The organism is Brochothrix campestris FSL F6-1037 (assembly GCF_000525915.1).
Classification (GTDB): Bacteria; Bacillota; Bacilli; order Lactobacillales; family Listeriaceae; genus Brochothrix; species Brochothrix campestris.
In genome coordinates this window covers 20,153-41,962 of the sequence record NZ_AODH01000009.1, presented here as the reverse complement: position 1 = coordinate 41,962, position 21,810 = coordinate 20,153, and the positions used below count along the sequence as shown (strand labels likewise).

The window sequence follows — 21,810 nt, the reverse complement described above, 5'->3', positions numbered from 1 at the left end:
TATAGTAACTTTATCGTAACTTATTTATTTAGGAGGAAAAAAATGAAGTTAGCATGGAAAGAAATAAGCAGAAATAAGATGCGGTTTGTCATGATTGGTCTAATCATCTTACTGATTACGTGGTTGGTATTTATCTTAAGTGGCCTAGGTAATGGCCTATCGACCTTGAACGCGGCCACGATTAAAAACTTACCAGCTTCACATCTCGTTTATCAAGCAGAGGCGGAACATAAATTTTCTAAATCATTAATAACGGCGACTAAAGTGGCAGAAATTGAAAAACAGCCAGGTGTTAAACGTGCGACACCCTTAGGTACGTCAATTGCCTCAGTCATTAATGAATCACAAAAAGATGATAAAAAAACCGATATTACGTTAATGGGAATTATCCCAGGATCGTTCATCGAACCTGAGGTCGTTGAAGGAAAAGCCTTAACCGCAAATAAAAGGGACATTATTGTTGACGCTTCGATTAAAGAAGCTGGATACAAGCTCGGTGATACGATTCAATTGAGCGGTTTTAAACGTGATTACAAAATCGTTGGTTTTGTCAAAGGTGAAACGTTCAATCATTTGCCAACGATAATTTATAATATTACCGAATGGCGCGACTATCGCTTTACAACACCAGGTAGTGATGATGGAGTGAAAGCAGCGGCCAATGCGATTGTCGTTGATACGACGTCTGCTTTTTCAGCTGAAGCAGTTGAAAAAAAGGTTAAGGACACAGAAGTTGTGACTCGTGCTCAAGCAGTACAAGCGATGCCTGGTTATGCCGAAGAAAACGGTACCATTTTGATGATGTTAGCCTTCTTGATTGTCATATCGGCCTTCGTTATTGGTGTGTTTTTCTTTGTCATTACGATGCAAAAAGTGAATCAATTTGGCGTGATGAAAGCAATCGGTGCCAACAACCGTTTTATTAGCCGGATGATTATTTCACAAGTAAGCATTATTTCGTTAATTAGTATTGTGGCAGGTATTGCCTTAACATATTTAACGGCACTCGTATTTCCAGCTGGAATGCCCTTTGCCTTAGATATTAAAATGATCGTGCTGTATGCCGTGTTACTATTTATTATCAGCGTTTTAAGTTCGGTTTTCTCAGTGCGCAAAATCTTAAAAATCGATCCATTAATTGCATTAGGGAGAGTGGAATAATGAGTAACTTATTTTTAAAAAATATTACAAAAGAATTTGTTGATGACAATGGTGAAAAAATCATTGCCTTAAACAAGGTCTCTTTAACTGTTAATAGCGGTGAGCTGATTGCTATCGTCGGGCCTTCAGGCTCAGGTAAAAGTACGTTTTTGTCGATTGCAGGTGCGTTATTACAACCAACAACGGGACAAATTAAAATCAATGAAACAGACATTTCACGCTTCAATGAACAAGAACTGTCACGCTTACGCTTACAAGAAATTGGTTTTATCTTACAATCTTCAAACTTAGTACCATACTTAAATGTGTTAGAACAATTGTTGTTAGTGAAGCAATTGCAAGGGAAGGTCACCGCGGCAGATAAGCAACAAGCACAGGAATTATTAACCGAGCTTGGTTTAGCGGATAAACTGAAAAATTTCCCATCAGATTTATCAGGAGGACAAAAACAACGGGTTGCAATTGGCCGTGCCTTAATGAATGATCCGAGCGTTATATTAGCCGATGAGCCCACGGCGAGCTTAGATACGAAAAAAGCACATGAAGTGGTGCAACTACTAGTGAATGAAACAAAAAAAACGTCAAAAGGCCGCGATTATGGTCACTCATGATGAACGAATGCTTGCTTATTGTGACCGCGTGTTCCATATGGAAGATGGCGAACTAACAGAGCAGACAGCACGTTAGCTGCTTGAGACTGAAGATAAACGCTGTTCTAAATCGTTACGACTTGCTCGCTTGGGATTACGTACCATCAATACGCGCACCGTCACTCGCTCGTCGTGCCTACTAGAACGAGAGGATATAACAGCGTTTCTATTCAGCCTGATCATCTTGTAGACAAAGTCGCTTGACCACTTTTCACAGAAAAAGCAGTTTAATTCGACTTTGTCTACAATCTGAAGCAACGGTTTCATAACCGTTGCTTTTTTCTGTGCAATTCAGCGAGACATTGACCGTTTAGATGATTTTAAGACCGTATATATGCTATTATAGTAGAGATGAAAAGAAATGAAGTAACGTCAGTTTGACGTCCAAACTTCACCTCGACTAAAGGAGTGGCTCATGTGTTTGAATATTTAAAAGGACAGATTACCTATATATGTCCGTTATACATTACTGTTGATGTGCAAGGGATTGGCTATTTGGTTCATGTACCGAATCCCTTTACGTTTACAACGCGCGAAGGTCAGGTGGAAAAAATCTTTATCCATCATCATGTTCGCGAAGATGCTATTACCTTGTTTGGTTTTGAGAGTCGCGAAGAACGCTTTCTATTTCAAAAACTACTCAGTGTTACAGGGATTGGACCAAAGGGCGCGATGGCGATCATTGCCCGTGGTGATTTGAATCTGCTTGTTACAGCAATTGAAGGTGAAAACGAGGGCTATTTAGTGAAGTTCCCGGGGATTGGCAAAAAAACCGCTCGCCAAATTATTTTAGATTTAAAAGGGAAAATCAATGATTTAGTGCCATCGATGCAACAAACAACGATTGTTGTCGAAACACACAGTGCCTTAGCCGAAGCCTTGCTGGCCTTAGAAGCGCTAGGTTACAGTGCACGTGAAATTAAAAAAGCCGAAACTAAATTAGAAAAAGTTGATTTAAGTTCGACGGATGAATACATTCGTGCGGGCTTAAAATTATTAACGAATTAACGAATTAACGAATTAACGAATTAACGAATTAACGAATTAACGAGTGTCAGAGATTGACTTGAAAGGGGTGACGCCAATGGATGAGCGTCTTGTGTCATCAGAAGAAAACAGCGCTGATGGTTCAATTGAGTTAAGCTTACGACCACAGCGCTTAGCCCAGTATATCGGCCAAGAAAAAGTGAAACAAAATTTACAAATTTTCATTGAAGCGGCCCGACTCCGTAATGAAGCGTTGGATCATGTGTTACTATATGGACCACCTGGGCTTGGGAAAACGACCTTAGCGGTTGTCATTGCCAACGAAATGGGCGCGAAATTGCATACGACAAGTGGACCTGCGATTGAAAAACCAGGGGATTTAGCTGCGATTTTAACAGCGCTAGAGCCTGGGGATGTGCTCTTTATTGATGAAATCCACCGCTTGAGCCGTGTCATCGAAGAAATCTTATACCCAGCGATGGAAGATTTCGTCTTAGATATTATGATTGGACAAGGTCCTGAAGCGCGCTCCATTCGGATGGAGCTGCCACCGTTTACCTTGATTGGGGCAACGACCCGTGCCGGTCACATGACCGCACCATTGCGCGATCGTTTTGGTGTCATTAACCACTTGGAATATTATACAATTAGCGAGTTAGAAGCGATTGTTGAGCGAACAGCGATTATTTTAGAGACCCCCATTCAGGGGAACGCTGCCCATGAGATGGCACGTCGCTCGCGCGGCACACCACGGATTGCCAACCGCTTAGTGAAACGTGTGCGAGATGTGGCCCAAGTACGCAGTGATGGCACTATCAGTGTGGCCATCGCGCAATATGCGTTGGAGTTACTGCTTGTGGATGATAAGGGGCTTGATCAGGTTGATGAAAAGATTCTTTGTGCCATTATCGATATGTTCAATGGAGGCCCCGTCGGCTTGGATACCTTAGCAGCGAGTATTGGTGAAGAACGACTCACGATTGAAGATATGTACGAACCGTATTTATTACAACATGGCTTTTTACAACGAACGCCACGAGGTCGTGTTGCAACAGCCAAAGCCTATCAACATTTAGGCAAAGAACCACACAATTAAAGAGAGAAAGAGTGAAAAACGTGAAAGTTGAAGATTTTAATTATGAATTACCAGAAGAACTAATTGCGCAAACCCCCTTACTTGACCGGACAGCAAGTCGCTTATTAATGGTGAACCGGGCAACCGGTGCTTATCGTGATGGTCATTTTCCGGATGTATTGGATTACTTTGAAGCAGGGGATGCCCTCGTATTAAATAACACGCGGGTGCTACCTGCACGCTTACATGGGATTAAAACCGAATCAGGTGGTCATGTTGAAGTGTTACTCCTTAAACAACTCTTAGACGATGAATGGGAAACGTTAGTGAAGCCAGCCAAACGTGTCCGCGTCGGTACCAAAATGTCATTTGGTGAAGGCCAACTAACCGCGGTCTGCACTGAAGAACTTGAACACGGTGGCCGTAAACTGAAATTCAGCTACGAGGGGATTTTTTATGAAGTGCTAGAAGCCCTCGGTGAAATGCCATTACCACCATACATTAAAGAGCAGTTAGCGGATCAAGAACGCTACCAAACAGTTTACGCAGAAGAAAATGGTTCTGCTGCAGCACCAACAGCAGGCCTTCATTTCACAACTGAATTATTGGATGCTATCCGTGCTAAAGGGGTACACGTCGTCTTTATTACCTTGCATGTTGGACTCGGTACCTTCCGTCCAATTAGTGTGGAGGATACGACCAACCATAAGATGCATTCTGAATTTTATCGTATGACTGAAGACGTGGCTGCAACCTTAAACGAAGTTAAAGCTAATGGTAAAAAAAATCATCGCTGTCGGTACTACAAGTATGCGAACACTTGAATCGATTACGCAAAAATTTGATGGTGAGATTAAGGCAGACGATGGTTGGACGGATATTTTCATCTCGCCAGGGTTTGAATTTAAGGCCTGTGATGCGTTAATTACCAACTTCCATTTACCTAAATCAACGCTCGTGATGCTTGTGTCTGCGTTCTCAAGCCGTGAACATATTATTAATGCCTATAACCATGCAGTCGAAGAAAAGTATCGTTTCTTCAGTTTTGGTGATGCAATGTTTTTACAAAAATAATAACAAATGAAAGAGGGAAATTATGAAACCAGCAGTAACCTATGAACTCATTAAAACGGATAAGGCAACCGGTGCCCGTGCCGGTATTATTCACACACCACACGGTTCGTTTCCGACACCGATGTTTATGCCAGTCGGAACGTTAGCAACAGTTAAAACGATGGCACCAGAAGATTTAAAAGAAATGAATGCCGGTATCATCTTAAGCAACACATATCACCTTTGGTTACGTCCTGGTCATGAGTTAATCCGTGAAGCGGGTGGGCTCCATAAATTCATGAACTGGGATCAACCGATTCTTACCGATTCAGGTGGTTTCCAAGTGTTCAGTTTAAGTAAAATTCGTGACATTAAAGAAGAAGGCGTTCATTTTCGGTCGCATTTAGACGGGTCGAAATTATTCTTATCGCCCGAAAAAGCGATTGAAATTCAAGAAGCACTCGGATCAGACATAATGATGTCGTTTGACGAATGTCCACCGTATCCTGCCAGTCGTGAATACATGATTCAATCGATGGCACGGACGACGCGTTGGGCAGAGCGTGGCTTAAAAGCACACACAACAATGGATAAACAGTCGCTCTTCGGTATTGTGCAAGGTGGGGTTTATGCTGATTTACGCCAACAACATGCGAAGGAATTGGCATCACTTGATTTTCCTGGTTATTCAATTGGGGGCTTAAGTGTCGGCGAAGAAAAACACTTAATGAATGAAGCGCTTGAAGCAACAACACCATTTTTACCCGCCGACAAACCGCGCTATTTAATGGGTGTCGGTTCACCAGATGCCTTGATTGATGGCGTTATCCGTGGAATTGATATGTTTGACTGCGTATTGCCAACACGGATTGCTCGTAACGGTACAACGATGACGAGCCAAGGTCGAGTCGTGATTAAAAATAAAATCTATGAAAAAGACTTTGGTCCACTTGATCCGAACTGTGATTGCCACGTCTGCAAAAACTATTCGCGTGCTTATATTCGTCACTTAGTTAAAGCGAAGGAATCATTCGGCATTCGTTTAACAAGTTATCATAACCTTCACTTCCTCATTAAATTAATGGAAAATGTCCGTGAAGCGATTATGGAAGACCGTTTACTGGCATTTAGAGAAGAATTCTTTGAACAATATGGCTATAATAAGCCAAATCCACGTAATTTTTAAGTTATTAGTAGTCTATTAACAGTTTTTTCTGATATACTTAAAGTATTGAATAACGAAAGGGGTTTTATCACACATGAGTTCTATGTTACTAATTGTCGTAATGATTGCGCTTTTCTATTTTATGTTAATCCGTCCGCAACAAAAGCGTCAAAAGAAAGTTCAATCGATGCAAAGTGCGCTTAAAAAAGGCGACACAATTGCAACTATCGGTGGCTTACATGGCGTTGTTGAGTCAATTGACGAAAAACAAATTACTTTGGACTGTCACGGTTCATTGTTAACATTTGACCGTCAAGCTGTGCGTACAGTACTTGAAGTCGCTGAAGCACCAGTTGAAACGTTTGAATCAGACGATAACAACTAAATAAACACACCAAAACCTGCTATGTTTTCGGACATAAAAGGTTTTTTTATTTTAATGAAAAAAAGTACTAAAACTGGTATAATTATCTAGAATTGTGAAGTGCTAACGAAATGTGTTGACGCAGAATGATGTGACCTTAAAGGACTGTTAAAGTAGGGTTTAATAACTTTAAGACGCAACATTCGCAAAGCTGCAGACGTAGTACATATAACTAGTATGTTCGTATGATAACTATTTTCACAGTCTAGAGGATTATTTTTGTAGCTCAAAAAGCTAATAATAATTACTTCAAACAAAATGGCAGAAGAAAGGTCGTGTTTAACACAATGAAAAAGGGTAAATTAGTTAGTTTTTTTATTTTGATAGCCGTATTCGCTGCTGTCATCTCGTTCACTATTAAACCAGTATTAAATAATATTAATTTAGGACTCGATTTGCAAGGTGGGTTTGAAGTCTTATATGAGGTTAAACCCCAAGACGGAAAATCCGATAAAATTACAACTGAAACATTAAAATCAACTGTTGTCGCCTTAGATAAACGTATTAACGCGTTAGGTGTGGCAGAACCAAGCATTACAATCGAATCGGGTAACCGTATCCGTGTCCAATTAGCGGGTATTAAAAACCAAGATGAAGCGCGTGATATGTTATCAACAACCGCGCAATTATCATTCCGTGACGCCAATGATAAGCTCATGATGGATGGTAGCGATCTCGTACAAGGTGCTGCGAAGCAATCATACGATCAACAAAATCAACCAGTCGTTACTTTGAAATTGAAAGACAGTGCTAAATTTGCTAAGGTAACAAAAAACATTTTAGACCAAGCACCAAATAATCAACTTGTTATTTGGCTTGATCATAAGGATAAACAAAAATTCTTAGATGAATCTGCTAAAGCAAATCCTGCCTTTTTATCAGCACCAAATGTCAGCCAAGTACTCAATACGAATCAAGTAGAAATTTCAGGTAGTTTCACAGTCGCAGAAGCAACTAACCTTGCTGAGTTACTTAATGCAGGGGCATTACCAGTGAAATTAACTGAAGTGTATTCTACCTCAGTAGGGGCTGCCTTTGGTCAATCAGCACTCGAAGATACAATGTTTGCTGGCTTAATAGGCCTGCTCGTTATCTTCGTGTTCATGGCGATTTTCTATCGTTTACCAGGTCTGATTGCCTCAGTAACGCTAGCCGTATACACATACATTGTATTATTAATTGTTAGTCTGGTTGGTGCAACGATGACTTTGCCAGGGATTGCCGGTTTGATTCTCGGTATTGGTATGGCCGTCGATGCCAACATTATTACGTATGAGCGGATTAAAGAAGAAATTCGTGTCGGACGCACGATTAAAAAAGCCTTTATCGAAGGTTCAAAAGAGTCATTCCGTACAATTTTAGATGCAAACTTAACAACGATTATTGTTGCTGCCGTCTTATTTGTATTCGGTACGAGCTCAATTCGTGGTTTCGCGCTTATTTTAATCATCAGTATTCTCGTAAGTTTCGTGACAGCTGTTTATGGCTCACGGATTATGCTGGGCTTACTTGTCAACAGTGGTTCGTTAGATCAACGTCCAGGTTTGTTTGGGGTTAAACGTAAAAGTATCCATCAGTTATCAGAAGGCTTCGAATCATTTAAGCTTGCGACTAACTTTGACCATATCGATTTCTTGAAACACCGCAAAGTGTTCTTATCAATCTTTGCTGCGATTACAATTCTCGGTATTATTTGTTTGGCAACATTGAAGATGAACTTAGGTATCGATTTTTCAAGTGGTACACGTGCTGAATTGACAGCTGATTCTACTTTAACAGCAGCTAAGGTATCAAAAGAACTCGATGCAATCGGGATGCCATCAAGCGATATTGTTTTGACCGGTAAGGATCAAAAAAGCGCAGTTGTCAGTTATAAAGGTGCCTTTAGTCAAGCTGAAATCAAAAAATTCAACAATCACTTCAAAGCTGAATACGGCCATGAAGCAAGTATTAATACAGTGACACCGACGGTGGGACAAGAACTTGCAAAAAATGGTTTCTTCGCATTAATCATTGCCTCATTGTTAATTATTGTCTACATTGGTTTCCGTTTTGAATTGAAGATGGCTGTTTCAGCTGTTGTATCGTTATTATTCGATGGCTTTGTGATTTTCGTCGTCTTTAGTCTCTTCAAAATTAAGGTTGATTTAACCTTCATTGCCGCGGTCTTAACGGTTATTGGTTATTCAATTAATGATACAATTGTAACAGCTGACCGTGTGCGTGAAATCGGTCAAAAACTACGGGTTTACAAAAACAAAGAAGATTTGGCAATCGCTGTTAACCAAGGGTTACGCCAAACATTGACCCGTTCAATTACAACCGTATCAACGGTTTTAATTACCGTGATTGCCTTAATGCTCTTTGGTAGTCACTCAATTTGGGAATTCTCACTAGCCTTAATGATCGGGTTGATTTCAAGCATTTTCACCTCAATGTTTATGGTTATGCAAATGTGGTATAGTTTTAAAGTTCGCGAATTAAATAAACACGGCGAAATTAAAACGGTTAAAGAGAAAAAATACAAAACGAAGAAGGATAAACTTGTCGTTTAACGAGAGAAAGGGATGGGGATAAATGAAAAAAGCACAATGGTTAACACTTATTAGTATTTTATTGGTTTTGATAATTGCCATTTTAGCGATTATCAATGTCGATAAAGTCGAAGTGAACTTCATCTTTACAACGGTGCAATGGCCATTGATTTTAGTGATTATTGGCTCAGCCTTACTCGGTGCGCTCCTCGTTATCTGTGTTTCGTTTATGCGCGCAATCAAAGAAAAAAACACGCGTAAACAGGCAGAAAAAGCGGAAAAAAAAAGAACGCTTAGCACAAGCAACAACACGTACAGAAATAAACAAGCTTAAACAAGCGGATAAAAAGTAGTGGTAGAGACGCTCCGTGATATTTGTTAAGTTGAACTGGCAGACGAGTGTCTGCCAGTTTTTTTTTATACAAAAAAAACAAGTGGCACCAGTTAAAAAGGTCGATTTATGGTAAGATATGAAGTGGAACTTTATTTAGAAGGAGTGAGAGACGTGCTTGCATCTAACTATGACTGGCAAGAACTAACAAACAATCAAGCCGACGTATTAGCATTGGCAAAGGCAACACAATTATCAACGCCAATCACAGCGCTGTTATGGGAACGGAATCTGCGTTCAGAAGCAGCTATCGAACAGTTTTTACAGCCGACCGAAACAGTTGTGCATGATCCTTTTTTACTGTCGGATATGGAGAAAACGCTTGAAATCATCGAAGAAGCTTTAGCTGAAGATAAAAAAATTATGATTTATGGCGACTATGATGCGGATGGTGTAACAAGTACTGCGGTCTTATATGAAGCATTGCAAATCATTGGGGCAGAACCGAGTTGTTTTATTCCCAATCGCTTTGTTGAAGGGTATGGTCCTAATAAAGCCGCTTTCAAAAAAATTAAAGAAGATGGCTATGACCTTTTAATTACGGTTGATAACGGTATTGCTGGCATCGAAGAAATGGCTTATGCACGTGAAATTGGTTTGCAAGTTATTTGTACAGATCACCATGAAGTCGGAGCACAATTACCGGATGCTGATGCGATTGTTCATCCGAAACATCCAGCCTTTAATTACCCATTCAAAGAGCTAGCTGGTGTTGGTGTTGCCTTTAAAGTTGCACACGCCTTACTTGGTGAAATCCCAGTTGAATTACTCGATTTATTTGCGCTTGGAACAATTGGTGATATGGTATCGTTAACCGATGAAAACCGTTTTCTTGTTAAAGCAGGGCTAGAGCGACTAGCAGTAACTGAACGCCCGGGTTTACAGGCCCTTTACCGGCAACTAAACTTAGATACATCAACGGTTACATCCGATATGGTTGGGTTTAAGATTGCCCCCCATTTAAATGCGGCCGGTCGCCTTGGGTCTGCTGAGAAAGCATTGGCGTTATTAATTACACGCGATGTGAATGAAGCGAAGCAATTGGCTAGCGACCTCGTTGCGATCAACAATGAACGAAAAGCAATTGTAAATGAACTGGTGTTGGCTGCAGACGAACAAGTCCAACCGTTTTTAGCAGATAAAGTCTTAATTGTTGCTGGCAAAGACTGGCATGAAGGTGTATTAGGAATTGTGGCTTCTCGTCTCGTTGAAGCCTATCAACGTCCGGTGATTGTCTTGTCATTGAATGAAGAAAAACAGTGGGCCAAAGGCTCAGGTCGTAGCATTCCTGGTTTGAATCTTTATGATGCCTTAAACGATAGTACGACGCTATTAACCCGCTTTGGCGGACATGCTGGTGCAGCCGGTCTGACATTGCCAATCGATAATGTGGCTGCTTTGCGAACAGCTGTTAATACTTATGCAGCACCACTATTAGCAGAAACGAGTACCAAACTGCCGCTCATGATTGATTTAAACTTAACGATACCCGAGGCAAGTCTTGCGCTACTTGACGAGGTCAAGCGCTTAGAACCATTCGGAACCGATAACCCAAAACCGCTAGTGAAATTTACCAACGTTCGACTTGCGAGCATTCGTCAAATTGGTGCTGATAACGCCCATCTTAAGGCAACTTTTAAAGATGATGAGGCGACGATTGAAGCGATTGGTTTTAATATTGGTGCTCTCAAAAATACTTTGAACATGAGTGACGATATTGATGTTGTTGGCGAACTGTCACTGAATGAATGGCGTAATCAACAAATGGTGCAGCTGCAAATTAAAGATATTGCAGTCACCAATAACCAATTGTTTGATTTACGTGGTGAGGCCGAGTGGAGCAAATTTTGTAAAACCGTTACGCCTTTTAATCAACCAGATGCCTTTGTTGTTTTTAATCATCCCGCCTTTGTGAGCGAATGGGCTGATAAAGTCAACGTGCTTAATTTAGCGGTGGATGAATTACCGAGTGAGCGCATCAACAGTCTTGTGATTGTCGATCTACCCACCGATGCCGAACAACTCGAGGCCTTACTGGCTGTGACACAACCACAAAATATTTATGCCCGACTTGAAAACCCTAATCCACAAGGGTTGGTGGTACTGCCAAGTCGTGAGGAATTCGGTGACTTTTTTAAATTTATTGCGCAATTCCAACCGGTTGATGTGAAGCGTCAACATCAAGCGATTTGTCAAAAATTAAACATCTCGAAAAATAAGCTCTTTTTCATGACAACGGTGTTTTTTGAGCTGGAATTTGTTAAAATAGAAAAGGATTGTTTGACGATAAACGAACAAGCACCGAAACATCAATTAGCAGAATCAGCGTCATACAAAAAACGCGAAGCAATTGAAGCGCTACAACAACGTTTTATTTATTCAAACTACACCGCTCTTTACAATGTGTTTTGGAGTGAAAGTTAATTAAAGGGGATAATGATTATGAAAACAGAAGATTTGAAAGATTACATTGCATCGATTGAGAACTACCCAAAACCAGGTATCATTTTTCGGGACATCACACCATTAATGGGTAACGGTGAAGCGTACAAATTTGCAACTGATCAGTTAGTTGATTATGCGAAAGATAAACAAGTTGATGTCATTGTTGGACCAGAGGCGCGTGGTTTTATTATCGGCTGTCCGATGGCGTATGCCATGGGTGTTGGCTTTGCACCAGTGCGTAAACCCGGTAAGTTACCACGTGAAGTAATTGAAGTGACTTACGACCTTGAATACGGTCAAGATTCATTGACAATTCATAAAGATGCCATTAAACCAGGGCAACGTGTTTTAATCGTCGATGACTTATTAGCAACTGGTGGAACTATTGAAGCTACCATCAAACTTGTGCATGCCCTCGGTGGCGAAGTAGTGGGCGCAGCCTTCTTACTTGAGTTAGTTGAGTTGAACGGCCGTGCCAAATTAGGCGACATCGACACGAAAGTGTTATTAGAATACTAAACGAAACAACCAGTTCGGAGCACTCGACAAGCAATCGATGCTGCGAACTGTTTTTTTTAGGAAGTTACACAGAGGCGATTGATGGCATTTAAATGGTCGGTTTTTCGAAAAAAAGAGACCGACCTTCCAAAAATATAATTTTCTTTTTATCGTACGATCAATCTGCTATAATTGGTAATAAGATTAAGCTGTACCTAAGGTCGATTATCGTGGCTGTTAGGTGCAGCTTTATGCATATCCATTGAAAGGGGATGGCATTATGGTAAAAGAGCAAAATTTATCGATTGAAGAGGTCATCACGAAAGCATCGCGCTATTTAAATGAGCAACATCTTCAATTTATCACAGAGGCGTATGAATTCGCGCGCGATTCGCACGCACATCAATTTCGTAAATCAGGTGAACCTTATATCATTCATCCTATTCAAGTAGCAGGCATTTTAGTTGATCTCGATATGGATCCTAATACAATTGCTGCTGGCTTTTTGCATGACGTCGTCGAAGATACTGACGTCACTTTAACGGATATTGCTCATAAATTCAATCCCGAAGTGGCGATGCTCGTTGATGGAGTCACTAAATTAGGGAAAATAAAATTCAAATCACATGAAGAACAACAGGCTGAAAACCATCGTAAAATGTTTTTAGCAATGGCCCAAGACATTCGTGTTATCTTAATCAAATTAGCCGACCGCGTGCATAACATGCGGACGTTGAAACATTTACCACCCGAAAAACAAAAACGAATTGCCCAAGAAACACTTGATATTTTTGCACCACTTGCGCATCGTTTAGGTATTTCGATGATTAAATGGGAGTTAGAAGATACAGCATTAAGATATATAAATCCGCAACAATATTATCGCATAGTGCATTTGATGAAGCAAAAACGTGGTGAGCGTGAAGCTTACCTTGAAGATTTAGTGGAAGACATCCAAGAAAACTTGGGTGAACTGAATATTAAAGCAGATATTTCAGGACGTCCGAAACATATCTTTTCTATCTATCATAAAATGACGAGTCAACATAAGCAGTTCAATGAAATTTATGACTTGTTAGCGATTCGTGTTGTCGTCGAAAGCATTAAAGACTGTTATGCTGTCCTCGGTATTATTCATACACGCTTTAAACCGATGCCAGGTCGTTTTAAGGACTACATTGCGATGCCAAAGGCAAACATGTATCAATCGTTGCATACGACCGTAATAGGACCGGGTGGCGAGCCACTCGAAGTTCAAATTCGAACAGAAGAAATGCATCAAATTGCTGAATTTGGCGTGGCTGCTCACTGGGCCTACAAAGAGGGCAATTCAGCTAATGTTAGCACCAGTCTTGACCGGAAAATGTCATGGTTCCGTGAAATTATGGAATTTCAAGATGAAGAAAGCAATGCCCAAGAGTTTATGTCGTCATTAAAAACTGATTTGTTCGCAGACATGGTCTATGTGTTCTCGCCAAAAGGTGATGTGATTGAATTACCAAAAGGATCTGTCCCACTCGATTTTGCGTATCGTGTACATACCGAGGTCGGTAACCGCACAGTTGGTGCTAAAATAAACGGTAAGATTGTTACGTTAGACTATAAATTGAAAACGGGTGACATTGTTGATATCTTAACATCTAAAACGGCGACCGCACCGAGTCGTGACTGGCTTAAATTAGTGAAATCATCACAGGCTAAAAATAAAATACGTCAATATTTCAAACGACTTGTTAAAGAAGAGACGGTTGATAAAGGGCGAGTAGCCCTCGAACAAGAATTACTGGCGCATGATTTTGATCCGAAAGAGTTTTTAACAACGGATGCACTTGCAGTCATCATCGATCGCTTTAATTTCCGTGACGATGATGATCTCTATGCTGCTATCGGCTACAATAGCGTCACTGCATTGCAAGTAATGAATCGTTTGACTGAAAAAGTCCGTCGCGAACGTGCCTTGAAGCAACAGGCAGATAACCTTATCGTTGAAGGGAAAACAAGAGCTGGTGCAGTAGCACCGATTGAATCACACGAAAACAATGCTAAAAATGACCTCGGTATTCAAGTGGCAGGTGGGATGGGTAACTTACTATTACGCTTAGCTCACTGTTGTAATCCGGTCCCAGGTGATGAAATCGTCGGCTTTATTACAAAAGGTCATGGTATTTCAATCCATCGTACCGATTGTCCGAATGTGGCACAACTAGAGGGCGAAGAAGATCGCTTAATCGATGTGTCGTGGATTGGGGCTGAAACACGGTTCAGTCTAAATATGAGGTCACCATCGAGATTTATGCCTTTAATCGTGATGGACTACTCAACGATGTCATTCAAACCTTGAACAGCATGCAAACAACGATTAAAGGCGTTAATGCTCGGCTTGACAAGAAAGAGATGGCAGCGCTTGTTGTGAATATCATGATTCGTAACAAGGATGAAATGCAACGCATTATTGATAAACTGTAACAAATTTACGATGTGTACACGGTTAAACGTGTCACGAAATAAGGAGTTAGATTGCAATGAAAATTATCATTCAACGCAGCTTACAGGCATCGGTTACGATTGCTAACACAGAAGTGGGTGCGATTGATTATGGCTTCGTTGTGTTGGTCGGATTTGGTGAGGATGACACAACGGCAGACATTGCCTACACGATTAATAAAATGATTCACCTACGCATTTTTGAAGACGAGGATGGGAAGATGAATCGCTCACTGTTAGATGTGGGTGGCCAAGTATTATCCATCTCTCAATTCACGCTCTTTGCAAACACGAAAAAGGGGCGACGGCCGAGCTTTACCGCTGCGGCAGCGCCTGAAAAGGCAAACGCTTTATATGAAGCGTTCAATCTCGCATTGCGAACTGCCGGAATAACGGTAGCAACTGGTCAATTTGGAGCGGATATGCAAGTGTCATTGACGAATGATGGTCCTGTGACAATTACGATTGATTCTAAAAAACCATAGTACGTGATGAGAGGAGAAGCAAATGAACCTTTTTTTTACTTGTCTATAAACTCATAATTACTGCTTTCGGTCTCACACTCATGATGCTGTATCCTGGGAAAAAAGCGACGTTGGTGTTTATCATGATAGTCGTGTGCTATTTTGCGATTGAAACGTATTACCGTCACTCCAAGAAAAAAAACGTAGCATGCGTTAACACGATACCATAAAAAAAGCTAATTCTTATCGAATTCTCGATAAGAATTAGCTTTTTTAGTTGGCGTAATAATTAATTAAGCCATTTGTAACTGCCTGTGCGACTTTTTGACGGTAATCATCAGTGTCAATGGTTGTTTCATCGTAGCCATTGTTAATGTAACCAAGTTCTAACAGCAACGCTGGTGCGGTATTTTCACGCAGTACTTGAAAGTCACCATATTTAATACCATGGTTTTCTAATGGCATGCTCGTTTCTAATTGCGTATTCAGCGTTGTGGCAAAGTCTTGATCGTTATCGTTGTAATAGTAAGTTGAAGTACCAGAAGCAGTGTTTGGTTCTTCAGTTGAGTCAAAGTGGATGCTGAGAAAGGCATCAGCCCCATGTTTGTTTGTGCTGTTGGCTCGCGTTGCCAATCCAATATAGCTATCGTCGGTTCGAGTCATGATGACTTTAGCACCGGTCGTTTCGATTTGAGCCTTGATGGCAGCGGCTGTTTTTAAAGCAATTGTTTTTTCATACGTGCCATTATTGCCAATGGCACCGGTATCGTTACCACCATGTCCGGGGTCTAACACAATTGTTGCCTCAGATAATGAGGTAACAGTTGGTGTAGCTGCCTGCTCGTTTTCACCGACAGTAACGACCCAGTTAGCAACATAGCCAGTTGTACCAGCGGTTGTTTTTGACCTCATACCAACTGTCTTTTGAATCGATGATGTCATAAGTTGTCCCTGGTTGCGCCGTTTCGAGTAAATTGCCACTGATTGAGGCCTCATCGCGAATATTCGTATTGGCTTCACGGATGGTTAGTTTTTGTAAGGCGGTTGTGTCATCGGTTGAAGCCCCTTCAACCTTAATGAAATCTGATTTAATCCAACCGGTTATTTTATCGTAGGTCACCTGTGTCCAGCCGTTTTGTGAGCTAACAACCGTGACTGTTTTATTTTTGTTGACCGTATCGAGTACAGTCGCGTTAATGTCGGCATTTGCTCGGACATTTGCTAAAGTCGCGACTACTTTACCGTTGGAGTTACTTGCGGCCGATACATCAACATTTTCAACGAGCCAACTGGCCACCCACCCAATCTCGCCACTCGTCAAAGTCACTTTATACCATTTATTTTCTTCTGCAATCACCTTAAGGCGATCATTTTTACGTGATTGTGAAATAATATCATACGAAAGTCCAGGACCATTGCGGACGTTTAATACTTCTGCCGTTACTTTGACAGAATTCGCTTGTGTTAAAGCGTAGGTTGAAACAATCGCACTTGCTATTAATAGGATGGATAAGAGTGAAATGAACATTAATTTTTTTTTTGCTCGGACGTTTAGTTACGGTCATTGAGACACTTCCATTCTGTGATTAATGTAAACTGTTTAAAAAAAGAATAATTGCATAGTAATGCTTTAATTTTAGCATAGTTTAGTGTCTATCAATAGTAATAGTCCTTTGATTTTAATGATTTTTTTTAGTGATAATCGTAAAAACAGATAATAGGAAAGATATGAAAAAAACGTGAGAGACAGAATAGTCAGAAAAGAGTGAATTTTAGAACATTTCAAAACGAAAGCAAAACGCACGCCTTTCACTATGAAAGCGCATACATTGTTTGTATAATGAGTGGTGAGGGAAGCGAATATGTCAAAAAAGTGTCGACAGCACATCACGTTCCGGCCACTCTCCCTTAGATGAAACGACACTGGAGCGATGAACCTTGAGGAGGAATTAATATGTTATTTGAGACGATGGTACAAGATGGGTATGAACAAGTGGTGTTTTGCCACGATAAAGCGTCAGGTTTAAAAGCGATTATCGCGATTCATGATACGACACTTGGACCTGCGTTAGGAGGCTGTCGGATGTGGCCCTATGCGACTGAAGAAGAAGCGTTGCATGACGTCTTGCGTTTATCGCGCGGCATGACCTATAAAAATGCTGCTGCCGGTCTAAATATTGGTGGTGGAAAAACCGTCATTATCGGTGATCCACGTACCGATAAAAGTGAAACACTGTTCAGAGCCTTAGGTCGCTATGTTGAAAGTCTCAATGGCCGTTATATTATTGCTGAAGATGTCGGCACAACGGAAGATGACATGAACTTCATCTACAATGAAACGAATTATGTGACAGGCAGTACCGCGGGGGCTGGATCCTCAGGTAATCCGAGTCCTAAAACGGCTTTGGGAATATACTATGCGATGAAACGAACCGCCAAAGAAGTATTTGGTAGCGACTCGTTGGCTGATAAAAAAGTCAGTGTGCAAGGTGTCGGTAATGTGTCTTATACCTTATGTGAATTACTGCATGCCGAAGGAGCAAAACTGATCGTGACTGATATTAATGAGGTGGCTGTTGCACGTGCTGTCACAAATTTAAATGCTACAGCAGTTGGCATCGATGAGATTTATGACGTGGATGCTGATATTTTTGCACCCTGTGCCCTTGGGGCGATTTTAAATGATGATACGATTCAACGCCTGCGTGTTAAAGCAATTTGTGGTAGTGCTAACAATCAGTTGATGGATCTCGAAAAACATGGTCAAATGTTGGAAGCACGTGGTATTTTGTATGCGCCTGACTACATTGTTAACTCAGGTGGTGTGATTAACGTTGCGGATGAATTGAGTGGCTATAATGAAGCACGTGCAATAAAGCAGGTAAAAGAAATTTACAATCAAATTGGTAAAGTGTTTGAGATTGCCAAAACAAAAAACATTATACCCGCGATAGCAGCGGATGAATTAGCAGAGCAACGGATTGCACAAGTTAAGGCGATGCGGAGCAACTTTTTGCAAACGGAACACTCGTCAATTAGTCGTAAGTCTTAAGCACGTCATCATTAAAGGTAACAGGGGCGTGAACTTAGATCAAACAAAACAGATAAAGGATGATGACAATGCCGATAACAGTAGCGATTGCTGGTGGCGATCAACGGTTAATTGATGAATTTGTGATACCGATGCAAGCGAAAGGGCTGTGTCAGTTTATCGTATTTGGCACGAAGCAACAGTTAGAAGCCTCTGCCGCATATGATTATGTGGCGTGTGCCACCGATGCGTTAGCAGTCACAGGTGCAATTAACGCCGTACAGACGCAAAAAGCGCAAATTATCATGAAAGGAGCCATACACACAAGCACGTTGCTACGGGCCGTTTTACAAAAAGAAAATCAGCTCCGTACTGAAGGTGTGTTATCGCAGGTGTCCGTGATAACGTTCAAGGATGGCAGCCACCGGTGGGTGCTAAGCGATCCAGGTTTAAATATTATGCCAGATGTTAAGACGAAGATTGCGATTACGGCCAATGCGATTGCAGTGGCTCAAACTATTGGCATTAAGGAGCCGCGGGTAGCCGTACTCAGTGCCGTCGAAGAAGTGAGTACAAAGATGCAGTCGTCAGTCGATGCAAAGGCTGTCGCTGATTATTTTAAAGCGAGTGCTTGTGCAGCGATTGTTGAAGGCCCGTTGTCGATGGATATTGCCACTGATCCATCATCCGCAGCACAAAAGAAATACACGGGGATGATTCAAGGCGATGCCGACGTGTTAATTGTGCCCAATATTGAGAGTGGCAATTTAATGTATAAAACAATTACGCGGTTTATTCCTTCCGTTATAAGTGGTGCGATTATGGGGCAAAGGTGCCAATTATTTTAACCTCACGGAGCGATTCAATGGCTAGCAAAGAAGCTTCGTTGCAATTAGCATTGCTGAATTGTAAGCAAATGAAGGAGGGATTGACTGATGAGTAACGTGATTCTAACAATCAATCCGGGTTCAACCTCAACTAAAATGGCGGTCTATCGTGGAGTAACCTGTCTGTTTCAACATACAGGCAGTCACCCGACCACTGAGTTGAAAACGTTTCCGTCAATTATTGCGCAGTACGACTACCGTACGAACTTTATTAAAACAAAATTAGCGGAAGAAAACCTCGTACTGTCAGATTTGGATGCTGTCGTCGGTCGTGGGGGCTTATTGGCTCCAATGGCGAGCGGTACGTATACGATTAACGAGCAAATGCTCGCGGATTTACGAACCGCAACATACGGTGAACATGCCTCAAACTTAGGTGCGTTAATGGCTCACCGTATTAGCGAATTGCATAGTATTCCTGCTTTCATCGTTGATCCGGTCGTCGTCGATGAACTGCAACCAATTGCCCGAATATCAGGTCATGCGCGCATCGAACGTAAGAGTATTTTTCATGCGCTCAACCATAAGGCAGCGGGACGAAAAGTTGCCAAACGAATCGGTGTCGCTTACGAACAAAAAAACTGGGTGATTGCCCACTTAGGTGGTGGTATCTCAGTCGGTGCCCATCGTAATGGCCGAGTGATTGATGTTAATAATGCCCTTGATGGTGATGGGCCCTTCAGTCCTGAACGTTCAGGTGGTTTACCGATGATGCAAACTGTTGCCTTGGCGGATGAACTGTCGTCTGCCGCCTTTTACCGTCAACTGGTCGGTCAAGGCGGTGTGGTGTCGTATTTAGGCACGAATGATCTACGGGTCGTTGAACAACGAGTAATTGCCGGAGAAATGGCCGCTAACGTCGTCTTTGAAGCAATGGCCTATCAAGTAAGCAAAGAAATTGGTGCCTGCGCGGTTGTACTTGATGGTGAGGTCGATGGTGTGATCCTAACGGGGGGATTAGCAAACAGTGCCCTCTTTACGGCGATGATTTCTAAAAAATGCCAGTGGCTAGCACCGATTTACATCGAACCAGGTGAGGATGAACTCGAAGCATTGAATGAAGGAGCTCAGCGCGTGTTAAATGGTGATGAGCAAGCTAAAACATACGAAGGAGGCAGGTTAGATGGCGAATGAATATGATGTGGTTGTGTTAGGTGGTGGAACAGGCGGTTATGTCGCAGCGCTTGAAGCGGCTAAAAAGGGACAAACTGTTGCGTTAGTCGAGCAAGCTAAACTCGGTGGCACGTGTTTGCACCGCGGCTGTATTCCAACAAAGGCATTATTGCGCTCAGCAGAAGTATTGGCAACCGTGCAACAAGCCGCACAGTTTGGGGTTAATGCTGTTGGTTTAGCAGCAGCAGCGATCGATTTTAAACAAGTGCAAACACGCAAGCAAGCGGTGATTGACCAACTTGAGGCCGGGATTGTCTATTTAATCAAAAAAGGTAAGATTGATCTTTTTACTGGCACAGGTGCGATTTTAGGGCCGTCGATTTTTTTCGCCGACGGCTGGGACAATTTCAGTCGTCTATGATTCAGACAAGGAGCCAGAGATGATTGTACCGAAGCAACTCATTATTGCAACCGGTTCATCACCCGCATCATTGCCGGGTTTAACCTGTGACGAACAACAGGTACTCAGTTCTGATGGTATGTTGCAACTCGAGTCCTTACCCGAGTCGATTTTGATTGTTGGTGGTGGCGTGATTGGGGTTGAATGGGCCTCGATGTTGGCCGATTTCGGAGTACAGGTGACAGTGCTAGAATACGCGGATCATCTAGTTCCGACTGAAGATGCTGATATTGCCAAAGCTTTAACCCGAACTTTCAAGAAACGGGGCATCAAATGCGTGACCAAGGCGGCCGTTCTGGCAGAAACGTTAGAGACTACCGCTGACGGGGTCAGTATTACAGCCACGGTTAAAGGCAAAGACGTGACCTACACAGCGGCCAAGATGATGGTTGCAGTCGGTCGAAAACCGAATACGACAACGATTGGGTTGCAAAACACTAAAATTAAAACGACCCGCGATTACATTGACGTAAATGACCATTATCAAACGGCAGAACCGCATATTTTTGCAATTGGTGACTGTATCAATACGCTACAGCTAGCCCATGTGGCAATGCATGAAGGCTTACAAGCGGTGAATTATATTGTTGATGGACAAGCGACTGCGATAAATTATGAACAGGTGCCACGTTGTATTTATACCGCTCCTGAGATTGCCAGTGTCGGTATTAGCGAAGCTGAGGCAAAAGTACGTGGCTATGAGGTGAAGGTCGGTAAATTTGACTTCAAGGGCAACGGTAAGGCGCTCGTCTATGGTGAGGCCGACGGTTTTGTTAAAGTCATCGCGGATCAAGCAACAAACGATTTGTTGGGCGTAGCGATGATAGGACCACATGCGACCGATTTAATTAGTGAAGCAGGTTTAGCACAGGTGCTCGATGCAACTGCCTGGGAAATTGGCACGACGATTCATCCACACCCAACCTTATCTGAAGCATTGGCTGAAGCAGCGCTCGCTGTCGATGGCAATGCCATCCATGCCTAAAGG

Annotated in this window: 17 protein-coding genes and 3 pseudogenes; 18 read left to right on the top strand and 2 right to left on the bottom strand. The window is 41.9% G+C overall.

Going from position 1 to position 21,810, the window contains the following annotated elements; translation table 11 throughout:
- The first annotated feature begins 42 nt into the window (after positions 1-42).
- From BCAMP_RS02185 to dtd, 14 genes and pseudogenes are all read left to right on the top strand, one after another.
- Positions 43-1,161, top strand: coding sequence for an ABC transporter permease (locus BCAMP_RS02185; RefSeq protein WP_035313306.1), 1,119 nt, complete (start codon positions 43-45; stop codon positions 1,159-1,161).
- Positions 1,161-1,848: pseudogene (locus BCAMP_RS02180) on the top strand (ABC transporter ATP-binding protein). The gene BCAMP_RS02185 and the pseudogene BCAMP_RS02180 overlap by 1 nt, the downstream one beginning before the upstream one ends.
- A gap of 380 nt (positions 1,849-2,228) precedes the next feature.
- Complete coding sequence (gene ruvA, locus BCAMP_RS02175; protein WP_035313305.1) at positions 2,229-2,819, top strand: Holliday junction branch migration protein RuvA; 591 nt, start codon at positions 2,229-2,231, stop codon at positions 2,817-2,819.
- Between the two features lie 76 nt (positions 2,820-2,895).
- On the top strand, positions 2,896-3,894 hold the full coding sequence (ruvB, locus tag BCAMP_RS02170; RefSeq protein ID WP_035313304.1) for a Holliday junction branch migration DNA helicase RuvB: 999 nt from the start codon (positions 2,896-2,898) through the stop codon (positions 3,892-3,894).
- 20 nt (positions 3,895-3,914) lie between these two features.
- A pseudogene (gene queA / locus BCAMP_RS02165) lies at positions 3,915-4,947 on the top strand (tRNA preQ1(34) S-adenosylmethionine ribosyltransferase-isomerase QueA).
- A gap of 22 nt (positions 4,948-4,969) precedes the next feature.
- Entirely contained in the window at positions 4,970-6,112 is a 1,143-nt protein-coding gene (tgt, locus tag BCAMP_RS02160) for a tRNA guanosine(34) transglycosylase Tgt (protein WP_035313302.1), read from the top strand.
- 73 nt (positions 6,113-6,185) lie between these two features.
- Positions 6,186-6,476 (top strand): preprotein translocase subunit YajC, encoded by a 291-nt coding sequence (gene yajC / locus BCAMP_RS02155; protein WP_035313301.1) that lies wholly within the window; start codon positions 6,186-6,188, stop codon positions 6,474-6,476.
- Positions 6,477-6,802: 326 nt separating this feature from the next.
- The gene (secD, locus tag BCAMP_RS02150) at positions 6,803-9,070 is read left to right on the top strand and encodes a protein translocase subunit SecD (RefSeq protein ID WP_035313416.1); all 2,268 of its coding nucleotides are present in this window, start codon (positions 6,803-6,805) and stop codon (positions 9,068-9,070) included.
- Between the two features lie 22 nt (positions 9,071-9,092).
- Positions 9,093-9,383, top strand: coding sequence for a LapA family protein (locus tag BCAMP_RS02145; protein WP_051456808.1), 291 nt, complete (start codon positions 9,093-9,095; stop codon positions 9,381-9,383).
- A 126-nt stretch (positions 9,384-9,509) separates the two neighbouring features.
- Complete coding sequence (gene recJ, locus BCAMP_RS02140; RefSeq protein WP_035313299.1) at positions 9,510-11,864, top strand: single-stranded-DNA-specific exonuclease RecJ; 2,355 nt, start codon at positions 9,510-9,512, stop codon at positions 11,862-11,864.
- An 18-nt stretch (positions 11,865-11,882) separates the two neighbouring features.
- Positions 11,883-12,404 carry an adenine phosphoribosyltransferase gene (locus BCAMP_RS02135; RefSeq protein WP_035313297.1) on the top strand — a complete coding sequence of 174 codons (522 nt, stop codon included), beginning with the start codon at positions 11,883-11,885 and terminating at the stop codon, positions 12,402-12,404.
- A 259-nt stretch (positions 12,405-12,663) separates the two neighbouring features.
- A complete protein-coding gene (locus BCAMP_RS02130) occupies positions 12,664-14,724 on the top strand; it encodes a RelA/SpoT family protein (RefSeq protein ID WP_408605172.1) in 2,061 nt (686 codons plus the stop codon).
- Entirely contained in the window at positions 14,667-14,849 is a 183-nt protein-coding gene (locus BCAMP_RS14955; RefSeq protein ID WP_408605175.1) for an ACT domain-containing protein, read from the top strand. Before BCAMP_RS02130 ends, BCAMP_RS14955 begins: the two co-directional genes overlap by 58 nt.
- Positions 14,850-14,905: 56 nt before the next feature.
- Entirely contained in the window at positions 14,906-15,352 is a 447-nt protein-coding gene (gene dtd, locus BCAMP_RS02125; protein WP_035313295.1) for a D-aminoacyl-tRNA deacylase, read from the top strand.
- Between the two features lie 252 nt (positions 15,353-15,604).
- On the opposite strand, the gene BCAMP_RS14240 is transcribed toward dtd, so the two are convergent.
- Positions 15,605-16,273, bottom strand: a complete 669-nt coding sequence (locus tag BCAMP_RS14240) for an N-acetylmuramoyl-L-alanine amidase family protein (protein WP_232217893.1) — start codon at positions 16,271-16,273, stop codon at positions 15,605-15,607.
- The gene (locus BCAMP_RS14235; protein WP_232217892.1) at positions 16,200-16,859 is read right to left on the bottom strand and encodes an SH3 domain-containing protein; all 660 of its coding nucleotides are present in this window, start codon (positions 16,857-16,859) and stop codon (positions 16,200-16,202) included. Before BCAMP_RS14235 ends, BCAMP_RS14240 begins: the two co-directional genes overlap by 74 nt.
- Before the next feature lie 426 nt (positions 16,860-17,285).
- Between BCAMP_RS14235 and BCAMP_RS02115 the strand changes: the two genes are divergently transcribed.
- From BCAMP_RS02115 to lpdA, 4 genes and pseudogenes are all read left to right on the top strand, one after another.
- Complete coding sequence (locus BCAMP_RS02115) at positions 17,286-18,383, top strand: Glu/Leu/Phe/Val dehydrogenase dimerization domain-containing protein (RefSeq protein ID WP_035313294.1); 1,098 nt, start codon at positions 17,286-17,288, stop codon at positions 18,381-18,383.
- Positions 18,384-18,451: 68 nt separating this feature from the next.
- Positions 18,452-19,210, top strand: coding sequence for a phosphate acyltransferase (locus BCAMP_RS02110; RefSeq protein ID WP_051456807.1), 759 nt, complete (start codon positions 18,452-18,454; stop codon positions 19,208-19,210).
- Positions 19,211-19,297: 87 nt separating this feature from the next.
- Positions 19,298-20,383, top strand: a complete 1,086-nt coding sequence (gene buk / locus BCAMP_RS02105; RefSeq protein WP_035313292.1) for a butyrate kinase — start codon at positions 19,298-19,300, stop codon at positions 20,381-20,383.
- Positions 20,373-21,807: pseudogene (lpdA, locus tag BCAMP_RS02100) on the top strand (dihydrolipoyl dehydrogenase). Before buk ends, lpdA begins: the two are co-directional and overlap by 11 nt.
- The last annotated feature ends 3 nt before the right edge of the window (positions 21,808-21,810 follow it).

Coding starts and splice junctions, on each gene's coding strand:
- BCAMP_RS02185 (WP_035313306.1), top strand. CDS start 43: ATGAAGTTAGCATGGAAAGAAATAAGCAGAAATAAGATGCGGTTTGTC.
- ruvB (WP_035313304.1), top strand. CDS start 2,896: ATGGATGAGCGTCTTGTGTCATCAGAAGAAAACAGCGCTGATGGTTCA.
- tgt (WP_035313302.1), top strand. CDS start 4,970: ATGAAACCAGCAGTAACCTATGAACTCATTAAAACGGATAAGGCAACC.
- yajC (WP_035313301.1), top strand. CDS start 6,186: ATGAGTTCTATGTTACTAATTGTCGTAATGATTGCGCTTTTCTATTTT.
- secD (WP_035313416.1), top strand. CDS start 6,803: ATGAAAAAGGGTAAATTAGTTAGTTTTTTTATTTTGATAGCCGTATTC.
- BCAMP_RS02145 (WP_051456808.1), top strand. CDS start 9,093: ATGAAAAAAGCACAATGGTTAACACTTATTAGTATTTTATTGGTTTTG.
- recJ (WP_035313299.1), top strand. CDS start 9,510: ATGGTAAGATATGAAGTGGAACTTTATTTAGAAGGAGTGAGAGACGTG.
- BCAMP_RS02135 (WP_035313297.1), top strand. CDS start 11,883: ATGAAAACAGAAGATTTGAAAGATTACATTGCATCGATTGAGAACTAC.
- BCAMP_RS02130 (WP_408605172.1), top strand. CDS start 12,664: ATGGTAAAAGAGCAAAATTTATCGATTGAAGAGGTCATCACGAAAGCA.
- dtd (WP_035313295.1), top strand. CDS start 14,906: ATGAAAATTATCATTCAACGCAGCTTACAGGCATCGGTTACGATTGCT.
- BCAMP_RS14240 (WP_232217893.1), bottom strand. CDS start 16,273: ATGACATCATCGATTCAAAAGACAGTTGGTATGAGGTCAAAAACAACC.
- BCAMP_RS14235 (WP_232217892.1), bottom strand. CDS start 16,859: ATGTTCATTTCACTCTTATCCATCCTATTAATAGCAAGTGCGATTGTT.
- BCAMP_RS02115 (WP_035313294.1), top strand. CDS start 17,286: ATGTTATTTGAGACGATGGTACAAGATGGGTATGAACAAGTGGTGTTT.
- BCAMP_RS02110 (WP_051456807.1), top strand. CDS start 18,452: ATGCCGATAACAGTAGCGATTGCTGGTGGCGATCAACGGTTAATTGAT.
- buk (WP_035313292.1), top strand. CDS start 19,298: ATGAGTAACGTGATTCTAACAATCAATCCGGGTTCAACCTCAACTAAA.